Source organism: Demequina aurantiaca (genome assembly GCF_000975135.1).
Classification (GTDB): domain Bacteria; phylum Actinomycetota; class Actinomycetes; order Actinomycetales; family Demequinaceae; genus Demequina; species Demequina aurantiaca.
This window is the reverse complement of the sequence record NZ_BBRF01000001.1, coordinates 1,212,680-1,233,740: the sequence shown is the minus strand read 5'-3', so window position 1 is coordinate 1,233,740 and position 21,061 is coordinate 1,212,680. Positions and strand designations below refer to the sequence as shown.

General features: G+C 64.3%; 17 protein-coding genes and 1 tRNA gene. 5 read left to right on the top strand and 13 right to left on the bottom strand.

Features of this window, described 5'->3' with window-relative positions; translation table 11 throughout:
- Positions 1 to 9: 9 nt before the first annotated feature.
- The 7 genes from AOP73_RS05615 to rsmI form a co-directional block, all read right to left on the bottom strand.
- Positions 10 to 1,080, bottom strand: coding sequence for a LacI family DNA-binding transcriptional regulator (locus AOP73_RS05615; RefSeq protein WP_061963716.1), 1,071 nt, complete (start codon positions 1,078 to 1,080; stop codon positions 10 to 12).
- 74 nt (positions 1,081 to 1,154) lie between these two features.
- Positions 1,155 to 2,180, bottom strand: a complete 1,026-nt coding sequence (gene yjfF, locus AOP73_RS05610) for a galactofuranose ABC transporter, permease protein YjfF (protein WP_061963714.1) — start codon at positions 2,178 to 2,180, stop codon at positions 1,155 to 1,157.
- Positions 2,177 to 3,244: an ABC transporter permease gene (locus AOP73_RS05605; protein ID WP_061963711.1), complete on the bottom strand. Its 1,068-nt coding sequence runs from the start codon at positions 3,242 to 3,244 to the stop codon at positions 2,177 to 2,179. The genes yjfF and AOP73_RS05605 overlap by 4 nt, the downstream gene beginning before the upstream one ends.
- Positions 3,241 to 4,803: a sugar ABC transporter ATP-binding protein gene (locus AOP73_RS05600; protein WP_174435864.1), complete on the bottom strand. Its 1,563-nt coding sequence runs from the start codon at positions 4,801 to 4,803 to the stop codon at positions 3,241 to 3,243. The genes AOP73_RS05605 and AOP73_RS05600 overlap by 4 nt, the downstream gene beginning before the upstream one ends.
- 95 nt (positions 4,804 to 4,898) lie before the next feature.
- Complete coding sequence (locus AOP73_RS05595) at positions 4,899 to 5,918, bottom strand: ABC transporter substrate-binding protein (RefSeq protein WP_061963709.1); 1,020 nt, start codon at positions 5,916 to 5,918, stop codon at positions 4,899 to 4,901.
- A gap of 268 nt (positions 5,919 to 6,186) precedes the next feature.
- Entirely contained in the window at positions 6,187 to 7,053 is an 867-nt protein-coding gene (locus AOP73_RS05590; protein ID WP_061963707.1) for a M15 family metallopeptidase, read from the bottom strand.
- Positions 7,053 to 7,892, bottom strand: a complete 840-nt coding sequence (rsmI, locus tag AOP73_RS05585; RefSeq protein WP_061963705.1) for a 16S rRNA (cytidine(1402)-2'-O)-methyltransferase — start codon at positions 7,890 to 7,892, stop codon at positions 7,053 to 7,055. The genes AOP73_RS05590 and rsmI overlap by 1 nt, the downstream gene beginning before the upstream one ends.
- Before the next feature lie 63 nt (positions 7,893 to 7,955).
- Here rsmI and AOP73_RS05580 point away from each other — a divergent pair, with 63 nt between their 5' ends.
- Complete coding sequence (locus AOP73_RS05580) at positions 7,956 to 9,503, top strand: dolichyl-phosphate-mannose--protein mannosyltransferase (protein ID WP_061963703.1); 1,548 nt, start codon at positions 7,956 to 7,958, stop codon at positions 9,501 to 9,503.
- 10 nt (positions 9,504 to 9,513) lie between these two features.
- Here AOP73_RS05580 and AOP73_RS05575 read toward each other — a convergent pair whose 3' ends face one another.
- Complete coding sequence (locus AOP73_RS05575) at positions 9,514 to 9,951, bottom strand: Lrp/AsnC family transcriptional regulator (protein WP_174435863.1); 438 nt, start codon at positions 9,949 to 9,951, stop codon at positions 9,514 to 9,516.
- Positions 9,952 to 10,079: 128 nt separating this feature from the next.
- On the opposite strand from AOP73_RS05575, the gene ddaH reads away from it, so the two are divergent.
- Genes ddaH through AOP73_RS05560 form a run of 3 tightly spaced genes read left to right on the top strand, consistent with a single transcriptional unit; the run spans position 10,080 to position 13,448 of the window.
- Positions 10,080 to 11,030, top strand: coding sequence for a dimethylargininase (ddaH, locus tag AOP73_RS05570; protein ID WP_084626583.1), 951 nt, complete (start codon positions 10,080 to 10,082; stop codon positions 11,028 to 11,030).
- Between the two features lie 10 nt (positions 11,031 to 11,040).
- Complete coding sequence (gene ocd, locus AOP73_RS05565; RefSeq protein ID WP_061963701.1) at positions 11,041 to 12,072, top strand: ornithine cyclodeaminase; 1,032 nt, start codon at positions 11,041 to 11,043, stop codon at positions 12,070 to 12,072.
- Positions 12,073 to 12,122: 50 nt separating this feature from the next.
- Entirely contained in the window at positions 12,123 to 13,448 is a 1,326-nt protein-coding gene (locus AOP73_RS05560; RefSeq protein ID WP_160295437.1) for an AI-2E family transporter, read from the top strand.
- Positions 13,449 to 13,532: 84 nt separating this feature from the next.
- On the opposite strand, the gene AOP73_RS05555 is transcribed toward AOP73_RS05560, so the two are convergent.
- Positions 13,533 to 14,516: an FKBP-type peptidyl-prolyl cis-trans isomerase gene (locus AOP73_RS05555; RefSeq protein ID WP_061963696.1), complete on the bottom strand. Its 984-nt coding sequence runs from the start codon at positions 14,514 to 14,516 to the stop codon at positions 13,533 to 13,535.
- Positions 14,517 to 14,799: 283 nt separating this feature from the next.
- Positions 14,800 to 14,872 (bottom strand) — tRNA-Ala (locus AOP73_RS05550).
- 247 nt (positions 14,873 to 15,119) lie between these two features.
- Here AOP73_RS05550 and AOP73_RS05545 point away from each other — a divergent pair.
- Positions 15,120 to 15,734 (top strand): HdeD family acid-resistance protein, encoded by a 615-nt coding sequence (locus tag AOP73_RS05545; protein ID WP_061963694.1) that lies wholly within the window; start codon positions 15,120 to 15,122, stop codon positions 15,732 to 15,734.
- A gap of 71 nt (positions 15,735 to 15,805) precedes the next feature.
- Here the strand turns inward: AOP73_RS05545 and AOP73_RS05540 are convergent, their stop codons facing one another.
- The 3 genes from AOP73_RS05540 to AOP73_RS05530 all read right to left on the bottom strand — a co-directional run bounded on the left by AOP73_RS05540 (position 15,806) and on the right by AOP73_RS05530 (position 21,044).
- Positions 15,806 to 17,728: a pectate lyase-like domain-containing protein gene (locus AOP73_RS05540; protein ID WP_061963692.1), complete on the bottom strand. Its 1,923-nt coding sequence runs from the start codon at positions 17,726 to 17,728 to the stop codon at positions 15,806 to 15,808.
- 177 nt (positions 17,729 to 17,905) lie between these two features.
- Positions 17,906 to 20,278 carry a DNA helicase PcrA gene (gene pcrA / locus AOP73_RS05535; protein WP_061963690.1) on the bottom strand — a complete coding sequence of 791 codons (2,373 nt, stop codon included), beginning with the start codon at positions 20,276 to 20,278 and terminating at the stop codon, positions 17,906 to 17,908.
- A 58-nt stretch (positions 20,279 to 20,336) separates the two neighbouring features.
- On the bottom strand, positions 20,337 to 21,044 hold the full coding sequence (locus tag AOP73_RS05530) for a hypothetical protein (protein ID WP_152650542.1): 708 nt from the start codon (positions 21,042 to 21,044) through the stop codon (positions 20,337 to 20,339).
- Positions 21,045 to 21,061 lie beyond the last annotated feature (17 nt).

Here is a 21,061-nt window from a genome sequence, read left to right as displayed (position 1 = left end):
CGTCGTGCGTCACCGCAACCGTCCCGTGGAGGTGTGGCGTTGCGTGACTGGAATGCCTGCCGGTGGGGCGGTGGATGCGCGCCGAATCAGCGCCGGCATGCGACGCGTAGGGTCGGCAGCGTCCTCATCTTGCAGCACCGACAGGAGCAGCGAGAACGCGTCCCGACCAAGCGTCGCGAAGTCGAGCCGCACCGTGCTGAGGGGAGGGGTGACGTACGCCGCCAACGGAATGTCGTCAAAGCCCATGACTGATACATCCTCAGGGACGCGCCGCCCTTGCGACTGCAGCCCGTGCATCACACCCAAGGCCATCTCATCGCTCGCCACAAACACCGCAGTCATGGTCGAGTCGCCGGCAAGTGACAGCCCATGCTCGTAGCCCGATGCTGGGGACCAGTCCCCCGCGAGCGCCGGGACGATGGGAAGCTTCGCATCGGCAAGGGCTGCCCGCCAGCCACGCTCGCGCTCGCCCGCGTTCATCGAGCCGACGGCGCCCGAGACGTGGCGGATCTCGCGGTGGCCCAATTCGATGAGGTGCTCGACCGCCAGCGACGCTCCCTGGAACTGGTCGAAGGCGACCTGATGAGTGTCCTCGCGAACCGCCGCCAACTCCGACGCGACGGCAACGAGCGGAACACCAAGCTCGATGTTCTGGATGACCTCGAGGGCCTCACGCTCGTCGGAGATGACCACGATCGCCTCGACCTTCTGGCCCAGCAGCAGCTCGATCGCTGCGCGCAAGGACGTCGCGTCACCGCTGACCATGCTGGACGCGCTCACGGCGTAGCGGGCCTCGCGGGCCGCCGTCGTGAAGTGGACCGCGGTGGTGGACACACTGAACGAGGGCACGCCAGTCGACACCAACCCCAGCACGCGCGAGCGCTTGGTGACGAGGGCACGTGCCGCGGGGGACGGCACATAGCGCAACTGTGCAATCGCCTTCACGACGCGGTCGCGAGTCGCCGGACGCACGTTGGGCAGGTCATTGATGACCCGCGACACCGTCTGATGGGACACGCCCGCGAGGCGGGCCACATCGAAGATGTTGGCCGCCTTTGCTTGCTTGTCGTGTTGCGTCACAGTTCCCTCGGTTTGTCAGGGCTTTGGCTGCCCCCACGCTGACTAAGTATGCCGTGTGGGGGCAAGGGACTGGGTCAATTTCGCCTTCGCGTCAGCACCTTCTGAAGCACGATGAACACCAGCAGCAGTCCGCCGATGAAGATCCTGGTCCACCACGAGCTGAGCGTGCCCTCGTAGCTGATCATGGTCTGGATCAGGCCCAGCACCAGGACACCGAGGGCGGAGCCCAGGACGAACCCGTAGCCGCCGGTCAGCAGCGTGCCGCCAATCACGACGGCCGCGATGGCATCGAGCTCGGTCCCCACCGCAGTCAGCGAGTAGCCCGACAGCGTATAGAAGGAGTAGAGCACCCCGGAGATTCCTGAGCACAGGCCGCTCACGACATACACGAGCACCTTAGTGCGGCCCACGGGAAGACCCATGAGTGTGCCGGACTGCTCCGACCCACCAAGTGCGTAAACCGTGCGGCCAAAGCGGCTGTAGTGAAGGACGTAGAACGCAATCGCCACCACGAGAAGCGCGATGATCACGCTGATGGTGATCGAGGCGCTGCCACCGAGTGGAATGCGCGTAGACGCCATGCTGACAAAAAACGGGTCGTTAATCGAGATCGACGCCTCGCTGATGACATAGCAGAGGCCGCGGGCAAGGAACATGCCCGCCAGCGTGGCGATGAACGGTTGGACCTTAAAGACATGGATCATCAGGCCCATCCCCAGCCCAAGCAATGACGTTGCCACCAGCGTGACCGCGATCACTCCCGCTGCGGGGACCCCTGCCTCAAGCAGCTTGGCGCAGATCATGGCGGAGAGCGCGATGACCGATCCTACGGACAGGTCAATGCCGCCCGTCAGGATGACGAACGTCATTCCCACGGCGAGCACTATCAGGTAGGCGTTGTCCACGAACAGGTTCAGCAGCACCTGCGGCGACCAGAAGTTGTCGTATCGCACGCCGCCGGAGACGAACATCGCGATGAACAGCCCGAGCGTCACGAGTACTGGTGCGTACTTGGGGCTCGTGATGATACGGCGTCCGGCGCTCAGGGTGCCGCGGGTCGCGGCATTTGCGGGCAGTCTTTCCATCACAGTGTTGCTCATGCGGAGACCTTCTCTCGCTTCGGTTCGATTGCCTTGGTGGGCGTGGGCCTTCTTCGGTCCTTACGCCAGTTCGCAAACTTCTCATTGGTGGTGGGCGACTGCAGCAGCGAGACCGCGATGACCACCACAGCCTTGAACACCATGGTCGCGACGGGTGGAATGCCCACGATGTACACGGTCGTCACCAGGGTCTGGATTACGAGGACTCCCACCAAGGTGCCGATGAGCGAGAAGCGGCCACCCATCAGTGAGGTGCCGCCGATGACTACGGCGAGGATCGCATCGAGCTCAATGAACAGCCCCGTGTTGTTCGCGTCCGCCGCGGTCTGGTCGGAGGTGATGATCAGACCCGCGAGGGCCGCGAGCAAAGCGCAGAAGGCATAGATGCCCAGCAACAGGCCCCGCGATCGGATACCCGCCTGGCGGCTGGCCTCGGGGTTGATGCCCACGGACTCGATGAACATGCCGAGCGCGGACCGGCGAACTACGAGCATCGTCAGGATGAGCACCACCGCTGCGATCACGACCGCGACGGGGAAGCCTACGATGAAGCCCGAACCGAACCACTCAAAGGGCTTTGAGTGAAGCGTCAGGATCTGCCCCTCGGTGATGAGCATCGCCACGCCACGACCGGCGGTCATGAGGATCAGCGTCGCGATAATCGGCTGGATCTTGAGGTATGCGACCAGCGTGCCATTCCAGACACCCAGGATGAAGCCCAGGATCAGCGCGATGCCAACGGCCTGAACAACGGTCCAGGGGTTGTCGGGTGTGGGCGAGTTTAGTAGTAGGGCGGAAACGACTGCGCCAGATATTGCCGCGATCGACCCGACGGACAGGTCGATGCCGCGGGTGGCGATGACGAGCGTCATTCCCACCCCGATCAGCAATGTGGGTGCACCGTTGCGCAGGATGTCGATGGGAGCACCGAAGAGGTGTCCCTCCTTGACTGTGATGTCGAGGAATCCGGGGAAGGCGATCACGTCAACGATGACGAGCCCTACGAGGATGACCACCGGCCAGAAGATGCGGCTGCCGGTGAAGTTTCTCAGTTGCGCGCTCATGCGACGACGTCCTTTTCATCCTCGTCTTCGGATCCCTCGGCGATGAGCGCGAGCAGATCCTCGACAGACAAGCTGTCATTTTCAACCATGGAAACCATGTGCCGGTCCCGCATGACGCCCACCCGGTGACTCAGGCGCAGCACCTCCTCGAGCTCGGCCGAGATGTAGAGCACGCTCATGCCGTTCTCCGCGAGGTTGAAGACCAACTTTTGAATCTCGGCCTTCGCGCCGATGTCGATACCGCGCGTGGGCTCATCCAGAATGAGTAGCCTGGGCGCCACCGCGAGCCAGCGGGCGAGCAGTACCTTCTGCTGATTTCCACCGGACAGGTTCCGCACCAGTGCGTGCGGGTCGGCGGGCCGAATGTTCAGCGCGTCGATGTAGTGCTGGGCAAGTTCCGTGACGCGCTTGGGTGCGATGGGACGGTACCAGCCTCGTTCGATCTGCAGCGCGAGCGCGATGTTGTCACGCACCGACAGGTCGCCGACGATGCCCTCGCCGCGGCGGTCCTCGCTCGCAAAGGCGATGCGCTTGGACAGTGCCTTGCGTGGCGAGGTGAGCTTGACCGCCTTGCCGTTGACCTCACTCGTGCCGGAGTCTGCGCGGTCGATGCCGCCCAGGAGGCGGGCAATCTCAGTACGTCCGGAACCGAGCAGGCCGGCTAGTCCCACGACCTCGCCTTCGTCGATGCTGAAGTCGACCGGGCGGATTGCACCACGACGGCCGAGCCCCTTGGCCTCGAGAAACGGGATCCCGGTACCGGCGATTTCCTCCTCGGATTCGCGGTGGCGCTGCTCGAGCTCCGAGAAGCTCGCCATCTCCTTGCCGATCATCTTCTGGACAAGGTCGATCTTGAGGATCTCCTCGGTGCGGTACTCACCCACAAGCCTTCCATTGCGGAGAATCGTGAGGCGGTCGGCGATCTCGTAGACCTGGTCGAGGAAGTGCGACACAAAGAGAATGGCGCAGCCCTGTTCCTTCAGTGTGCGGATGACGCGGAAGAGTTCCGCGACCTCATCGGTGTCGAGGGAAGACGTGGGCTCATCAAGGATCAGGACAGTCGCGTTGACGTCAACTGCGCGTGCGATCGCCACCAGCTGCTGGATGGCGATCGAGTGCGAGCCGAGCAGGCTCCCCGGGTCGATGTCCAGGTTCAGGCCCTCGAGGAGTTCGGCGGCACGTCGGCGCATTGCGCGCCAGTCCAGCGAGCCAAAGCGTCGGGGTTCGCGGCCAAGCATGATGTTCTCGGCCACGGAAAGATTGGGAAGGAGGTTAACCTCCTGGTAAACCGTGCTGATGCCGGCGTCCTGCGCCTGTGCGGGCGTGCTGAAGGAAACCTTGCTGCCAGCCAGGTGCATGTCACCTGCGGTCGCCGAGTAGACGCCCGTCAGGACCTTAATGAGCGTGGACTTGCCGGCACCGTTTTCTCCCATCAGCGAGTGGACCTCGCCTGGATACATCCGGAAGTCGACGCAGTCGAGGGCCATCACCCCGGGGAACTCCATCGTCACGCCCACAATGTCGACCACTGCGTCAACGGGGCTTAGAACCTGTGTCATGAGTTGCTCTCTCCTTTGAGGGCCAAGCTGAGACGCGGTGTGGGTGCGCGGCTGGAGCCACGCACCCACACCCTACTGAGAAGGGGTAAGTCTTCTTAGTAAGCGCGTTCGGGCAATGCTGCGATTGCCTCGTCCTGGGTGAACGTGGTTTCCTCGGTCACGATGCGCTTGTCAACCGTCTCGCCGTTGTAGACCGCGGTGGCGATCTCCACGAGCTGGTCACCGAGCAGCGGTGAGCACTCGACGATGAAGTTGATCTTGCCGTCAGCGAGGGCCTGCATGCCGTCGTGCACCGCATCAACGGTGACAATCTTGATGTCGACGCCAGGCTCGAGACCAGCGGCCTCGATTGCCTCGATGGCCCCCAGACCCATGTCGTCGTTGTGTGCGTAAATCAGGTCGACGTCGGGGTTGGACTTGAGCAGCGCCTCGGTCACTTCCTTGCCGCCTGCGCGAGTGAAGTCACCTGTTTGTGACGCCACGATCTCGAACTTGGGGTCCGCGCCGATGATGTCGATGAAGCCCTCGGCGCGGTCAATCGCGGGAGCGGCACCGGTGGTGCCCTCGAGCTGAATGATCTTGACGGAGTCTGCGTCGGCGTACTCGTTGACGACCCACTCGCCCGCCTTGTTTCCCTCGAGCACAAAGTCGGATCCAAGGAAGCTCTCGTACAGCGAGTCGTCCGTGGAGTCGACCGAGCGGTCGGTGAGGATGACCGGGATGCCCGCGGCCTTCGCCTCGTTGAGCACTGCGTCCCAACCTGTCTCAACGACCGGCGAGAAGGAAATGATGTCGACGCCCTGCTGGATGTAGGAGCGGATCGCCTTGATTTGGTTTTCCTGCTTCTGCTGTGCGTCCGAGAACTTCAGCTCAATGCCCGCGTCCGAGAATGCGCGCTGAATGTCGTTCGTGTTGGCGGTGCGCCATCCACTCTCCGCGCCAACCTGTGCAAAGCCCACCACCATGTCGCCGGCGTCACCCGCAGCGGCGGCCTCGGTCTCGCCGGCGGCTGCCGTCGCTCCCTCGGTGGCCTCATCCGTTCCACCATCGCTGGAGCAACCAGCGAGGGTGAGTGCTGCGGCGCCAAATGCCGCGATTGCTGCGTACTTCTTCATAGTCGAACCTCCTTGTTCGGTGCCGCCGCTTACTGCATCGTTGCCAGGCGTCGGCGACCCAGTGACTCTGGGCTTGGAAACGACACTAGGGCAAAATGTTAACCCTCACAACCGGAAATGTGAACCTTAACAATATCGTTACATTTCGTTCTTTTTGCCAGTATAGGCAAAATTACCAGGTCTTTTACCTCGCGCTGACGATATCGCGCTCCGGTTCTCCGAGAGTTTCAATGTGATGAAGGCGGATGTGACTACAACAGAACGTGGGTCAGGAGGCATACGACGGCGCATCGGAAAGCCCAAAGAACTCCTCGAGCGTGTCCACCCCACGGTCGCGCATCTCCATCGCAAGATCCACGCCCACGTAGCGCACGTGCCACGGCTCGTAGATGTACCCGGTGATGTCCTGATCGCCCTCGGGGTACCGGACGATGAAGCCGTACTCGGCGCCGTGGTCAGCGATGAAACGGCCTACCTCAGTGTCTCCAAAACATGCCAGGAGCCGGCACGCGGCGGTGTCGTAGAGGTCCGCGGACCAGCCCGTCTGATGCTCGGAGTAACCGGGTCGGGCGGAAAAGGTGTCCGCCTTGGCGGTACCAGACCGGTTCACATAGGTGCTGTAGAGGCCGGTCTGACGCGTAAAGCTTCGGTAGGCACTCGAGACTCGGAAACTGAGCCCCTCCGCCTGGGCGCCCTCTTGCATCTTGGCGAGGGCGTCCCCGGCCTCCGCGCGGATGCTTCCGCCGTCCGTGAAGCTCACTCCCTGGACGCCGCCCAGGTCGTTCGGCACGTACGTCTTGGGCTCGAGCGGTCGGAGCTTGTTCACCACCACCCATGGCGAGTCGGGCTCGTCGATCGAATACCTATCCATATCGAAGACGGTGGACGGTGCCACCACCGGCTCCGCGGTTCCAGAAGCCGATGCGGTCACGCGCGGGATAGCCGATTCGGAGGGAGCCGCCGTGTGAGCCGGCGCCGTCGACGCGTCCCCGCTGGCGGCAGTCGAGGGTCCCGCGGCGTTGCCGTGGCCCACGCCCCACGCGACCACCAAGCCGAGCGCAAACCCGGCCACGGCCGTCACTGCCGCCGGGAGAAACCGGGCGACGCCAGCATCGGCGTGCTTGGCGCGTCCCACTACTTCTCCTTGCGCGCGGAGAGCACCGCCGCGTACAGCTCGCGCCGCGGCACTCCCGCCACACCCGCGAGGTCGGCCACCGCGTCCTTTGCCCGCTCCCCCGACTCGACGCGTCGCAGCGCCTCGTCGACCAATTCGGACATCGACGGTTGCTCGGCAGGACGCCCGGCCACGGTAATGACGATTTCGCCGCGTGGCTCATCGTCGCTCGCCCACTGGGCCAACTCAGCGAGCCCGCCCCGCATAGTCTGCTCGTAGGTCTTGGTGAGTTCGCGCGACACGGATGCCCGACGCTCCGGCCCGAACGCCTCCGCCATCGCCGTCAACGTGGCCGACAGCCGGTGTGGCGCCTCGAAGAAGACCATCGTGCGCGCCTCCGCGGACAGCGCCGCGAGCGCGCCCGCACGTTCCCCCGCCTTCCGCGACGGGAAGCCCTCAAAGCAGAACCTGTCGGTGGGCAAGCCAGACAGCGCTAGGGCGGTCAGCACAGCGCTCGGCCCGGGGGCCACGGTGACCCCAACCCCGGCATCGGCCGCCGCCTCGACCACCCGGAACCCCGGGTCAGAGACCGTGGGCATGCCAGCGTCGGAAACCAACACCACCGTCTTGCCCGCAAGTGCCTCGGCCACCAGGGCAGCCGCCTTGTCGCGCTCGTTGTGATCATGCACGGCGATAACCGGCGCGGTGATCGTGAGTCCCATCCTCGTCGCGAGATCACGCAGTCGACGCGTATCTTCCGCGGCGATGACATCGGCCGTCTCAAGGAGCTCGCGCAGGTGAGCGGAGGCATCGGCGATATTGCCGATCGGCGTCGCTGCAAGCACGATGCGTCCGGTCATGGGTTAAGCGTGACACACCGCGAAGTGCCGTTGCGGCAACGCGCACCAACTAGGCTTCCATCTGTGCGCCTCTTGACCGACTCGCGGTATACCGCCCTCGTGACCTTCGCGTGGCGTTGGCGAGTAGCGATCATGGCGTCCGTCGTAGGAGTGCTGGCCGCGATGCTGCGCTTCGTCGAGCTGGGGTGGCCGCACTCGCTCGTGTTCGACGAGGTGTTCTACGTCCGCGGCGCCTACTCGCTCACCGCCATCGGCTATGAAGGCAACTGGACGGGCGACAACGACCTCTTCGCTCAGGGTGATCTCTCCGGCTTCGAGACCGAGGGTGACTTTGTCGTCCACCCCATGGTCGGCAAGCTGCTGATCGCGGCGGGCATCGAGATCTTTGGCAACAACCCGTACGGCTGGCGCTTCATGGGTGCGTTACTCGGCACCGCGATGTGCGTGATGATCGCCTTCATCGCCCGCCACCTACTGAAGTCCACGCTGTGGGGACTGGTGGCCGGGGTCTTCATCGCCGTCGACGGCCAGTCGATCGTGCTGGCGCGCACCGCCCTACTGGACATCTACCTTGCAGTGTTCGCCGTCGCGGGCTTTGGCGCGATCCTGATAGACAGACACGTCACCCGTCACAAGCTAGAACGACGGGCGGCCGATGCACGGGTCGCCGCGGGCCTCGCCCCCGACGCTACCTTGCCGGGTATGGGGCCTCATCTGGGCATTCGTTGGTGGCGCTGGGCGGCCATCGCGATGTTCGCGTTGTCCGGATCGGTCAAGTGGTCCGGCTTCTACTTTGCCGCCGCGTTCCTGCTGCTCTCCGTGGCATGGGACCTGATCGATCGGCGCGCTGCCGGCGTGGAACGCTGGGCGTGGGGCGCCATGCTGCGGGCGGTTCCCGCCGGCCTGCTCACCATCGCCACGACGCTGGTCATCTACCTCTTGACGTGGATGCCCTGGTTCACCTCTACCGACTCCTATGGTCGCCACTGGGCGGAGAACAACCCCGGCGAGGGTGCCACGTGGCTGCCCGACTCGCTCAACTCGCTGGTGCACTACCACCAGCAAATGTGGACGTTCCACGAGAACCTCACCACCGAGCACACCTACATGTCGAACCCGTGGGCGTGGCTTTTCCAGTGGCGACCCACGGCATTCTTCTTCGAAGATGCGCCCGACGCGCATTGCGCCGCCGATCGCTGCGTGAGCGCAGTTCATGCGCTGGGGAACCCGCTGATCTGGTGGGCAGGGGCGCTCGCGCTCGGATTTGCCGCCTATCGGATGGTTCGCTACCGCGACATGCTCGCGCTCACGGTGTCGCTCGGGGCCTTCGCCGCGTGGATTCCGTGGCTTCCCTACGCGTACCGCACCATCTTCACGTTCTACACGGTCGCAATGGCGCCGTTCGTGATCCTTACGCTGGTGTGGGCGCTGAAACACATCGCCCAACCGGAGCGGCTCCGGGGCGGATGGTCGCGCACGGGCACCATCGTCGCGGTCGCCTTCATTGGGGCAGTGCTGATCATTGCCGGGTACTTCGCTCCACTGTGGCTCGGCACCCCCATCCCGTTCGGATACTGGCAGGCCCACATGTGGCTGCCCAGTTGGGTCTAGAAGTGCCTGCCTAGCGGCGCTCGATCAATCTCGAGAGCACTATCGCGCTACGCGTCGAGTCCACCTGCGGCGCGAGCCGCACCTTTTCCAGGGCGACTTCAAGGCTGGCGGTATCCCGCGCACGAATCCTGACCACGGCATCGGCCGCGCCCGTGACCGTCCAGGCCTCGACAACATCGGGCAGCGCCGACATGATTTTGGTGAGTTCAACCGGGGCGACGTTGCCTCGACAGAACAACTCCACGTAGGCCTCGGTACCGCGTCCGTCGATCTCGGGGTCGATGAGCACCGAGAAGCCCCTGATAACTCCCGTGTCGCGCATGCGATCCACCCGGCGCTTGACCGCCGACGCTGACAGCCCAATGCGTGCGCCCATGTCTGCGTAACTTGCGCGGCCATCCTCGCGCAGTGCCTCCAGAATGCTCCGGTCCAGATCGTCGATTGCCATGGTGCCAGCGGTCCTTTCGCTCAATTGGTGCGCGGAAGCGGCGATTTATTGCGTGATTGATTCAATACTCGCACGTTTCTAGCGTCGGATGAGCGCAAATCGCATCAATTAGCAGTCATGCTGGGGAGATGACCACCATTGACACGGCCAACACGGTGACCACCGTCAGCGCCGCACCCGCCCCGGCGCGCACCGCGACCGCCACCACAGTGTTGCTGTGCGCCCCGGAGCACTACGACGTGACCTACGCCATCAACCCCTGGATGGACCCCTCGGTCCCCACCGACACGGCGCTTGCCCTCGAGCAGTGGCGCGCCCTGCGCGACACTTACCGCAGCATCGGCTTCGTTGTTCACGAGATCGAGCCGGGCGAGGGCCTGCCGGACATGGTCTACGCCGCGAACGGCGCGACCGTGGTGGACGACGTCGCATACTCGGCGAGCTTCCGCTACCCCGAACGCCAGCCCGAGGCCGATGCGTACGCGGCCTGGTTGTCTGCTCACGGCCTGCGCGTGGTGCCGGCCACCCACATCAACGAGGGCGAGGGTGATTTTCTGGTGGTGGGTGACGTGGTGCTGGCAGGCACCGGCTTCCGCGCCTCCCTGGAGAGCCACCACGAGGGCAGCCGCGTGTTGAACCGTGAGTTTGTCACGCTCACGCTCGTGCGCCCCGAGTACTACCACCTGGACACCGCCATCGCGGTGCTCGACGCCCGCCCGGGGCACGAGCGCATCGCTTACCTGCCAAGCGCGTTTGATGCCGCAAGTCTCGCCGTCCTCCGTGAGCGCTACCCGGACGCGATCATCGTCTCTGAGCAGGACGCCGCCGTGCTGGGACTCAACGTGGTCTCCGACGGTCTGCACGTGGTCATGCCCGTCCAGGCAGGCGACTTTGCCGAGCAACTGCGCGCCGAGGGCTTTGAGCCCGTCCAGGTCAACCTCAGCGAACTACTCAAGGCCGGCGGCGGCGTGAAGTGCTGCACGATGGCCTTGCGCTTCTCTCGCCCCACCGATCTGTCTCCCGACCCTCGTTCCATCGCCGTACCTTCCGCAACAACCACCGCAACAATCCCCGAGTAAGGAGCCGATCATGGTGCAGTTTGTCGACGTCCGCCACATGCGCGACTGGATCACCGCCGAGGGCGTGGAGGCCCGCATCGCGGGAATCGCGCGCTACATCGAGCAGGACTTCCTTCGCTGGGCCAGCTTCGACAAATCCGCACGCGTCGCGGCCCACTCGCCAGTGGGCGTCATTGAACTGATGCCCACCTCCGACGGCGAGCTCTACGGCTTCAAATACGTCAATGGCCACCCCCTCAACCCGTCACGCGGATTCCAAACCGTCACCGCGTTCGGCGTGCTCTCCGAGGTCGACACCGGCTACCCCGTCCTCCTGTCAGAGATGACGTTGCTTACTGCGCTACGCACCGCCGCGACCTCCGTGGTGGCCGCGCGCGCCCTCGCCCGCCCCGACTCCTCCGTCATGGCCATCATTGGCGCGGGCTCGCAGTCGGAGTTCCAGGCGCTGGGCTTCAAGGCCGTGATGGGCATCACCCAAATTCGCGTCTGGGACACCGACCCCGCAGCCATGGACAAGTTCGAGGCGAACCTGGGATCGCTCGGATTCGATATCGTGCGCGCCACGTCCGCGGCCGATGCCGTGGCTGGCTCGGACATCGTCACCACCTGCACGGCCGACAAGGCCTACGCCACCATCCTCATCGATGACATGATCGAGCCCGGCATGCACCTCAACGCCATCGGCGGCGACTGCCCGGGTAAGACGGAACTCGATGCGGAGATCCTCCGCCGCTCAAGCATCTTCGTGGAGTACCCGCCGCAGACCCGCATCGAGGGCGAGATTCAGCAGCTGGCAGCCGACCACCCCGTGACGGAACTGTGGACGGTCCTCGCCGGCCACGGCATCGGCCGCATGAGCGGGTCCGACATCACGGTGTTCGACTCCGTTGGCTTCGCGATCGAGGACTTCTCGGCTCTGCGATACGTGCGCGACACCACCGTCGGCACCAACTTTGCCGAAGAAATCGACTTGGTGGCGGACCCCGCCAACCCCAAGGATTTGTTTTCGCAGGTAGTCCCGCAGGAGGCTCATCGCGGCTGATCCCGCCGTGTCCCGCGCCCCAACCTCACACGACTGGCAGGATGACTGTCATGACGAAGAAGCCACGCCCCAGCACCCCGTATCCACGTAGCCCCGGCCAGGGAGTGTCCTCCATGCCTAAGGACGTCCTCGAGGAGGTCGAGGCGCAGGCTGAGGCGCGCGCCAATCGTTCAGCACGGCGCGACCCCGCGATGGACCGCTTTGTATGGTCCATCCTGGGCAAGGTAGTCGCCGCCGCGGCGATGGTCACCGTGGCCTGCTTCGTGATCTATCAGACACGACACCTGCTGGGGCTCGTGGTGATCTCCACATTCTTCGCGCTCGCCATGATTCCCGGCATCAACGCGCTGGTGCGCCGCTGGCAGATGAGCCGGGGTGCCGCCGTGGGCATCATCTACCTCATCGCCGTGGTGGTCGTCGGCCTCTTGGTGGGCCTACTCATCCCCGCGGTTGTCAAATTTGCAGCGGCCGTGGGTGCGAATGTCGGTGTGTGGGTGACGAACTTCAACGCCTGGACCGCCGACACCTTCGGATCTCCGCTACTTGACGACACCAGCGGCCCCTCCGATGCCGTGTCGGTCACGATGCGTGCCGTCTCGGAATGGGGCGACAACGTGTTGGGCTTCATTAGCTCGGGCCTGGGACTTGTCTTTGATCTCTTCACCATCGCGGCGTTCACCTTCTACATCGCCGCCGACTTCCCCAAGATTGTGCGCGCCTTCATGCGCCGCATGCCCCCGGAGCGCCAGCGCCTGTTCTGGTGGATCGCGGATCAGTCCATCGAGCAGACGGGCGGGTACTTCTACTCGCGCATGCTGCTCATGGCCGTCAACGGCAGCCTCGGCTTTGTGGTGCTCATGGTGCTGGGATTGCCCCTGGTGTACTCGCTACCGCTTGCGCTCTTCATGGGATTCGTCTCCGAGTTCATCCCGTTCATCGGAACGTACATCGGGGCGGCGCTGCCCATCCTGATTCTGCTCGCCGTCCAGGGTCCTGGTGCGGCCCTCATCATGACCGTCTACATCATCGCGTACCAGCAGGCCGAGAATTATTGGCTGAGCCCCAAGTTCTCCTCCGAGACCATGGAGCTCAATGGTGCTATCGCGTTCGGCGGAGCCATGGCCGGTGGCGCGATCGCGGGCGCCATGGGTGCGTTCATGGCGCTGCCCATCGCCGCCCTCATCACCGCCATCATCAAGAACACCGGCAAGACGTACGAGGTGGTCGAGACCGAGGACGACGAGCCGCACTTGACCGACGGCGGACCCTTGACCAAGGAGGATGACGACGACGGTGACGACGAGCCCTCGAAGGTGGCCCAAGCATCGGCCGCGGTGGAGAGCAAACTGCACCTGAAGAAGAAGCCCAAGAAGTAGCCCTCACGACAAAGGGCCGTGGTGGTGCTGAGTTGATCAGCGCCACCACGGCCCTTCGCGTTGCGCCTGTTGGCGCCCAAGTGCTTACGAGGCCGACTCGATGTCGACGACGAACACCAGCGTGGCACCGCCGGGAATCGAGTCGCCGCTGCCCTGCTCTCCATAGCCCAGCTCCGAGGGGATGACCAGCAGCATCTTGCTACCGACCTTCTGTCCCGTCAGGCCGAGCTGCCAGCCCTGCACGACCTGGGTAAGGGGGAACGAAGAGGGCTCGCCGCGGTCCCAGGAGGAGTCGAACTTGTCGCCGTCCCACACCCAGCCGGTGTAGTTTGCGGTCACGGTCTGGTCAGCGCCCACCTCGGCGCCGTCGCCCTCAACGAGGACCTTGGCGACCATACCCTCCGGCAGCTTGGCCGCGGAGAAGTCGATGGACGGCACGCCGTCGTCGTCACGGGTCACCGTGGGAAGGTCGGCGGCGTCATCCGCAACCTCTGGCGGAACAGCGATGTCGGTGACGGTCACTGCGTAGAACACGGCAGGTGCAACGTCGCCGTCCTCCACCGTGGCGGTGGTGTCGACCTGAGCGAAGACCAGCGTCTGGCCTACCTTGTTGCCAACGATGGTCGAGTAGAGCTCCGGGGGCAACGAACCGTCGACCATGGGCACCGTGTCCATCACGCCGGTCTCGTACGTAGAAGCGAGCACCGTTCCGTCTGCGCCGGAGATCGCGACGACCTGGAGGTCTACGTTGTCACCATCAGCGACTACGTCGCCGTCGCCCTCGGTGGCGACGTACGAGGCTGAACCGGTGACGGTTAGCGGTGAGTCGAACTCGAGCGTCGGCACGTCGTCGGTCACGGTCCACTTGATGGTCTTGAGCACTTCGACATCCGCGTCGGTGCCGACCTGCATCTGCCCGGTGGCGGACACGGCTGCGTCAGACGTCGCCGCCGTCGTCGGCGAGGCCGTCGATGAGCTCTCGGTGGAATCGTCACTCGAGCTGCATGCCGTGAGGCTCAGCGCGGCGATGGCGCCCAGTGTGGTTGCGGTCAGCCAGTACTTCTTCACGCGGAGGTGCTCCTTAAGTCATTGGGGGATCCTGCGCCGCAGCGCAATACGAGGCGCGGGCAGCACCAAGTAAACCTACGGCACGCTCGAAAGGTTCCCAAACCACAAGGATTGTTAGCCAATTGCCTGGTTTGCGCATTTCCCGCACGAGGCGCCCACCCCCGATCCTGCCACCCCGTATTGGTCCGATTTGGCACGTTCTCAGCGGTCCGTGCGCCCTGGTGGTCCGATCCTGCACGCAAACAGAAAAGGACCGTCCCAAAGGACGGTCCTGATCTAGGGGTGGAGCTGAGGGGATTCGAACCCCTGACCTCCTCGATGCGAACGAGGCGCGCTACCAACTGCGCCACAGCCCCCAAGCAACTTTCGCTTGTGCTGAAAGATTACCACCCAGGCTGGGAGCGGAGACAACCCCTCAGAGGCACTGCCGCGGTGGTTCGTCAAAGATGCTGTAGCTAAAAGTGGCACCATAGTCGCGCCCATCTGCCTGCCCTCTCAACTCTCCACTATCAACCTGAACTGGGAGACAGCCCTACCTGAGTAGCATTGGTGTGGCGTCAACGGCGACGCCACCAATGTCATTCAACTGAGGAGTACCGCACCATGAGCAACGCGCCCACCGACAACACCATGTACGACCACCTCGTCATCGAGGCGAAGAACCTGACCGGTGCAGGCGTGAGTGCAGTCCGCACCACGTTCGGCATTCTGGGATTCATCGGCATCGGCCTGGGAATCGCCCTGCTCGTATGGCCCGGTAAGTCACTCATGGTGGTAGCTGCCATCTCGGCGATCTTCTTCGTTATCGGCGGCATCGCCCGCACCGCGTTCGGCATCTTCGGCCACGGGCTGTCCGGCGGCACGCGCACGCTCAACTTGATCCTCGGCCTGCTGGTCCTCGTGGGTGGCGTCGTGGTCCTCAAGAATCTCGAATCCTCCACCGAGGTACTCACCATCATCGTGGTCATCTTCATCGGCATCGGCTGGATCATCGAAGGTGCCCTCACGCTGGCTACCGCGTCGCGCACCGAGGCTAAGGGGCTCGCGTACTTCGCCGGCATCGTCGGCATCATCGCCGGCGTAGTCGTCATCGCCGTTCCCACCTGGTCCGCCCTCTGGCTCGTGGTCTTCACGGGCGCGGTCTTCGTGATCCTCGGCATTGTGTCGCTGGTTCGCGCCTTCAGCTTTGGCAAGGACTCCAAGGTCATCGACGCCTAGCCTGCACCACGCAAGCAAGAAGGAGGGGTGCCGTCCGTGAGGGTGGCACCCCTCCTTTTGTGTGTACCCCGCTAGGGCGCTACGGGGTAATCCACCACGAATTGTGGCGTACCCGTGTTGTCCATGGTCGCGGAGGTGCCCACGCCATTCACCACATGTTCGATGCTGCCGGCGGACAGGTTCACCGTCATGATGTGATGCAGCTTCACGCCCGAGGTGTCGGGGACCTCGAAGCCGTTCGTCGTCACGATGCTGGGGTTGTTCTGGTTGAACACATACACCCCAGCTCCGTACAGGTGGTGTTGCTTGACATCGTCCCCCACCTTGTAGCCGGCCCAACCCAGCGTGCCGTTGGGCTGGATCCAGTCCGCCTGCGTGGGCGGGTCATACGGCAGCTCGTTCTGGTACAGAATCGTGGTGCCGTTCTCGCCGTTCCAGATGGTGTTGTACTCCTGGAAGTGCTCCACAAAGAGGCCGGTCGCCGTCACGTTGTCACCGTTGATAACGGCGCCGTTGCGGCCGATGTTGGTGTTCCAGCGCTCCGTGTCGCCGTTAACCCCCTCGGTGAAGCCCTCGACGCCATGGTCCCCGCGCCACACCCAGGTGTGGTCGATCAGGGTGTTGTCGGCATTGACCTGCAGCGCCACGTCGGCCTTGCCGATGTGCGGCCCGCCCACCCGGAAGTAGACGTCACTCAGGGTGATGGGGTTGCTCGAGTCGGCCTTCTTGGCATGGCCCTTCTTCTTGCCGTGGCCGTTGCTCTTGTCCTCTTTGCCCACCTGAAGCAGCACCGGGGACTCCTTGGCTCCGGCATCGATGGAGACTCCGGCGATTACCACGCCGGGCACGTCCGACACCCTGATCGGGGTCGCGCCATCCTCCGCAGTGAGGGTCGCGTGGCCCATGCCGAGCACCACTGTGTTCTTGCGCTTCACGTCGATGCTGGAGCCGATGCCGTAGACACCGGGCGTCAGCAGGAGGTTCTTGCCGCGGGCAAGTTCCTTATTGATCTGCTTGACGGAGTCGCCCGGCTTGGCGATGTAGAAGTCACGGATGGACAGCGTGCGGCCCGACGTCATGTCCTCGTCCCAGGACACTCCGCTGGTGTTGGTGTGGGCCGAGGGGACGCGCACGTGGAACTCACCCGCCGAGTCAACGAACAGATATGGCTTCTCGCGGCTCACGGGAGTCTCGTCAATGGTGGTGTACGTCGGGTCGGGGAAGCCGGAATCGTCGGGAGCACCCACGACGCCCGAGAACACCTGGTTCCAGACACCATTGGTCCAGTTGCCGACGTCACTATTGCGTGTCAGCCACTGCTGCTGCGAGCCGTTCACCAGGTCGCCGGCGACGCGGGTGTCCGCGATGAATCCGCCCGACGCGTATTGAGGACCCGCGGTGCAGTAGTCCATGAGCGACAGGGTGCCGCCAGAGACATCAACGCGACGCATGGACACCGCCTGAGATACGGCCCAGAAGTTTGCCGAGGCGCGGCAACCATCCTGACCCGTACCGTTGACCTGCAATGACAGGTTCGACAACGTGCGCCAGAAGTTCACCAGCGCGATGCAGTTGGGTGCCTCGTCATCACCCAAGCATCGGTTATAGACCTCGATCTTGCCGTTCACATTGACGTCCCCGGGTGCCGCTCCCAAGCCAGCCACCTCGGTGTAGTACCCCACCTCAAACTGCAGGGGAGCATGGTCCGTGCCATAGTCGCCCGGCATGAAATAGACGGCGTGGCGCTCGGAACTCATTTCCGCGTCGCGGGTCTCGTCAGCGAGAGCGTCCACGGTCGCCTGAATTTCTGCGAGTGGAGTGTCGGGAGTGAAGATGGTGACGTTTGGACCGAAGTCCGGGTTGGCCGGGTCCGGGTTCGATGCCCCTTGAGCCGATGCCGGGGACGCCAAGGCGACTCCGGCGACCAAGGCGGCGCTGGCCGCGACCGCGGCGGCCCTCCCCCGATGATGTGTGATGGTGCTGCGTACCTTCATGCGCGTTCCTCTCCGTTGAGGTTTCCGAGACAACGCCGTCTCGGCAGGGTTGCCATCGCGGCGCCCCCTTACTGACCAGACAGTAACGAATCGTTACGAAACGCGCAAAAGGTACAAAGGGACGAGCGCGCAGGGGCGAGCGCGCCCGTTGTCCGGGAACGCTATCGAGACGCCGTCCTACAACTTGGCGATGGGGGCGAAGCGCAGCACCAAGCGCTTCACGCCGTCAGCTCCAAAGTCCACCTTGGCGGCGGCATTCTTGCCAGACCCCTCGAGGCCGATGACCTTGCCCATACCGTACTTGTCGTGCGTGACACGGTCTCCCACCTCGAATCCAAGGTCGGCCCCGTTGGCCACCCCTGGGGGGCTGGGGGGAACCTTGCGCGACAGCACCGCACCCGCACGCGAGTACGCGTTGCCATCCGGGCGGTCCTGCGAGCCGCCGTAGTTCGACGACCAGGCGTTGTCGCGCGAGGTGCCCCGATCCGAGCGCGCGCGCAGCGACGCCATCGACGTCTCCGAGCGCTTCCACTCGACGAGTTCGGACGGAATCTCGTCGGCAAAGCGCGAGGCGGCGAAGTACTGAGGCGCGCCCCAACTCGCTCGCACCTCGGCGCGCGTCAGGTAGAGCCGCTCGCGCGCGCGGGTCAGCCCCACGTAAGCGAGTCGGCGCTCCTCTTCCATGTCCTTGGCGCTTCCGGATTCGATCGAGCGCACGTGGGGGAACGTCCCGTCTTCCATCCCGGTGAGGAACACGGTGGGGAACTCGAGACCCTTGGCCGTGTGAAGGGTCATCAGGGTGACCACGCCGCCGGTGCCATCGGCATCGGGAATCTGGTCAGCATCGGCAACGAGCGCGACCTTCTCAAGGAAGTCCGCAAGCGTGCCCTCGGGGTTCTCCTCCGTGAATTCGCGCCCCACGGCGACGAGCTCCATCACGTTCTCGATGCGACTCGCGTCCTGCGGGTCGTCGGAGTTGCGCAGCGTAGACAGCAGTCCGGAGCGGTCGGCGATGGCGTCGAGCACGCCCGCCGGGCCGTTGTCCTCGGCAAGCGAGCGGATGTCGTCCATGAGGCGAACGAACCCGTCGATAGCCGCGCGCGAACGCGCGGCCAAGCCAGCATCGTCCAGGTGTCGCAGTGCCGCGCCAAAACTGACGGACTCGCCGGGGGCGGCCGTGGCGTTCAGCGTGCGGCGCACATTCTCGACGGAGTCCACAGCCGTGTCGCCGATGCCGCGCTTGGGTACGTTGATGATGCGCCGGGTGGCCACATCGTCGTCCTCGTTTACCGCGGCGGCGAGATACGCGAGCATGTCCTTGACTTCCTTGCGATCGTAGAAGCGCGTGCCGCCCACGATCTTGTACGGGATGTCGGCGGCCCCCAGGCGACCTTCAATTGAGCGGGACTGGGCGTTCGCGCGGTACATGATGGCGACATCGGACGGCTGCACGTCGTCCTCGCGAATCAGGCGGCGGATCTCGCCGGCGATGAACAGCGCCTCTTCCTGCTCCGTGTCGCCCGCGTAGCCCACGATCTTGGAGCCGGCTCCGGCATCGGTCCACAGGTTCTTGGGGCGGCGGCCGGTGTTGTTGGAGATCACGGCGTTGGCCGCGGTCAGGATGTTCTGGGTGGAGCGGTAGTTCTGCTCAAGGTGCACGGTGTGCGCGTTCGGATAGTCCTTCTCGAACTCCATGATGTTGCGGATGGTTGCGCCACGGAAGGCGTAGATGGACTGGTCGGCGTCACCCACCACCGTGAGCTCCGCGGGGGGTAGCGAGGCGTCGTCCTCGGGACCGACTAGTTCGCGTACCAGGGTGTACTGCGCGTGGTTGGTGTCCTGGTACTCGTCCACCAGGATGTGACGGAACTGCTCGCGATACTGGCGCGCAACCTCGGGGTGACGCTGCAGCAGGTACACGGACTTGGTGATGATGTCGTCGAAGTCCACGGCGTTGGCAGCCTCGAGGCGGCGCTGATAGAGACCGTAGGCCTTGCCCGCCGCATGCTCCACTGAGTGACGCGACGCCGCCTCGGAGGCCGCGAGCGCGACCTCGGGGTCGATCAACTCGTCCTTGAACGTGCCGATGCGGTTGAGGATGGATTTGGGTGTGAACTTCTTAGGGTCGAGGTCGAGTTCCTTCATGACGAGCTTCATGAGGTTGACCGAGTCCGAGGTGTCATAGATGGAAAACGTGGACTTCAGCCCGGCCTTCTCGTAGTCGCGGCGCAGGATGCGCACACATGCCGAGTGGAACGTGCTGACCCACATGCGCTTGGCGTCCGGCCCCACCAAGGCTGCGACGCGCTCGCGCATCTCCCCCGCGGCCTTGTTGGTAAACGTGATCGCAAGGATCTCGTGCGGGCGTGCGCGCCCCGTCTCCAGCAGGTAGGCGATGCGGTGCGTGAGCACACGGGTCTTGCCCGATCCTGCGCCGGCGATGATCAGCAGCGCGCTGCCGTGATGCACCACCGCCTCCGCCTGTGGTGGGTTGAGGCCCTCCGTCAATGCGGAAGGTGCGGGCTCGGTGATATCGAAAAGTGCATCCATGACCCGACGAGTCTAGGCGCTCCGCGCCTCACCAGGCTCCGATTTTCCACACCGACGGCTAGTACGAGCCGAGCTCCTTGTGGATGGCCAGTTCGATATCCAGGACGCGCTGGTTAGTGAGCTCCGGCAGTACCTGCTCGGGGTCGTCGAGCACAATGGGGGTGATTCGCACGCTCGTGTCGCCGAACACGACGCTGACACCGGTGTGCCCCACTACAGCATCGGGATCCAGGGCGTCGTCGTAGACGACAAATCCGCCTGCCTCAACTGCGGCGGCGTCTACGTCAAAGTCTCCGAAGGCATCCCCGTCAATGGGTGTCAGTGGATCGGAGTCCACGACGACCACTAGCGTGAGGTCGCCCGCTTGGAGCGCGGCCATGTATTCGTCAGTGGGCGGCGACAGTGGAGTGGTCCACCCGCAGCCGATCCCGTAGCCAGTCTCGTCGTCGTAGGACTGCGTTGTTCCTTCGGGATGCTCGCCCAGCTTTGCCGCAGTATCGCCAAAGAATCCACGCAGCGTGTCGCACGACGGCAACGTAGCGACGTTCGCACCTACAGCGTCCGTGGCTTCTATCGAGGGCTGCGCCGATGCGGTTGGGGCCGCGGGAGCGCTTGTCTCCGGGCTTGGGTCGACCGGGAGCGTCCAGGAGACTCGGGGACCCGAGTCTGCCGGCGCACAGCCGGTCAGTGCCACCGCTGCGATCGCCGTGACCGCTGTGACCGCTGTGACCGCCAGGCTCATTCTGGCGTGAGGAGAGACGCGCACGAGAATCGCTCCTTTCT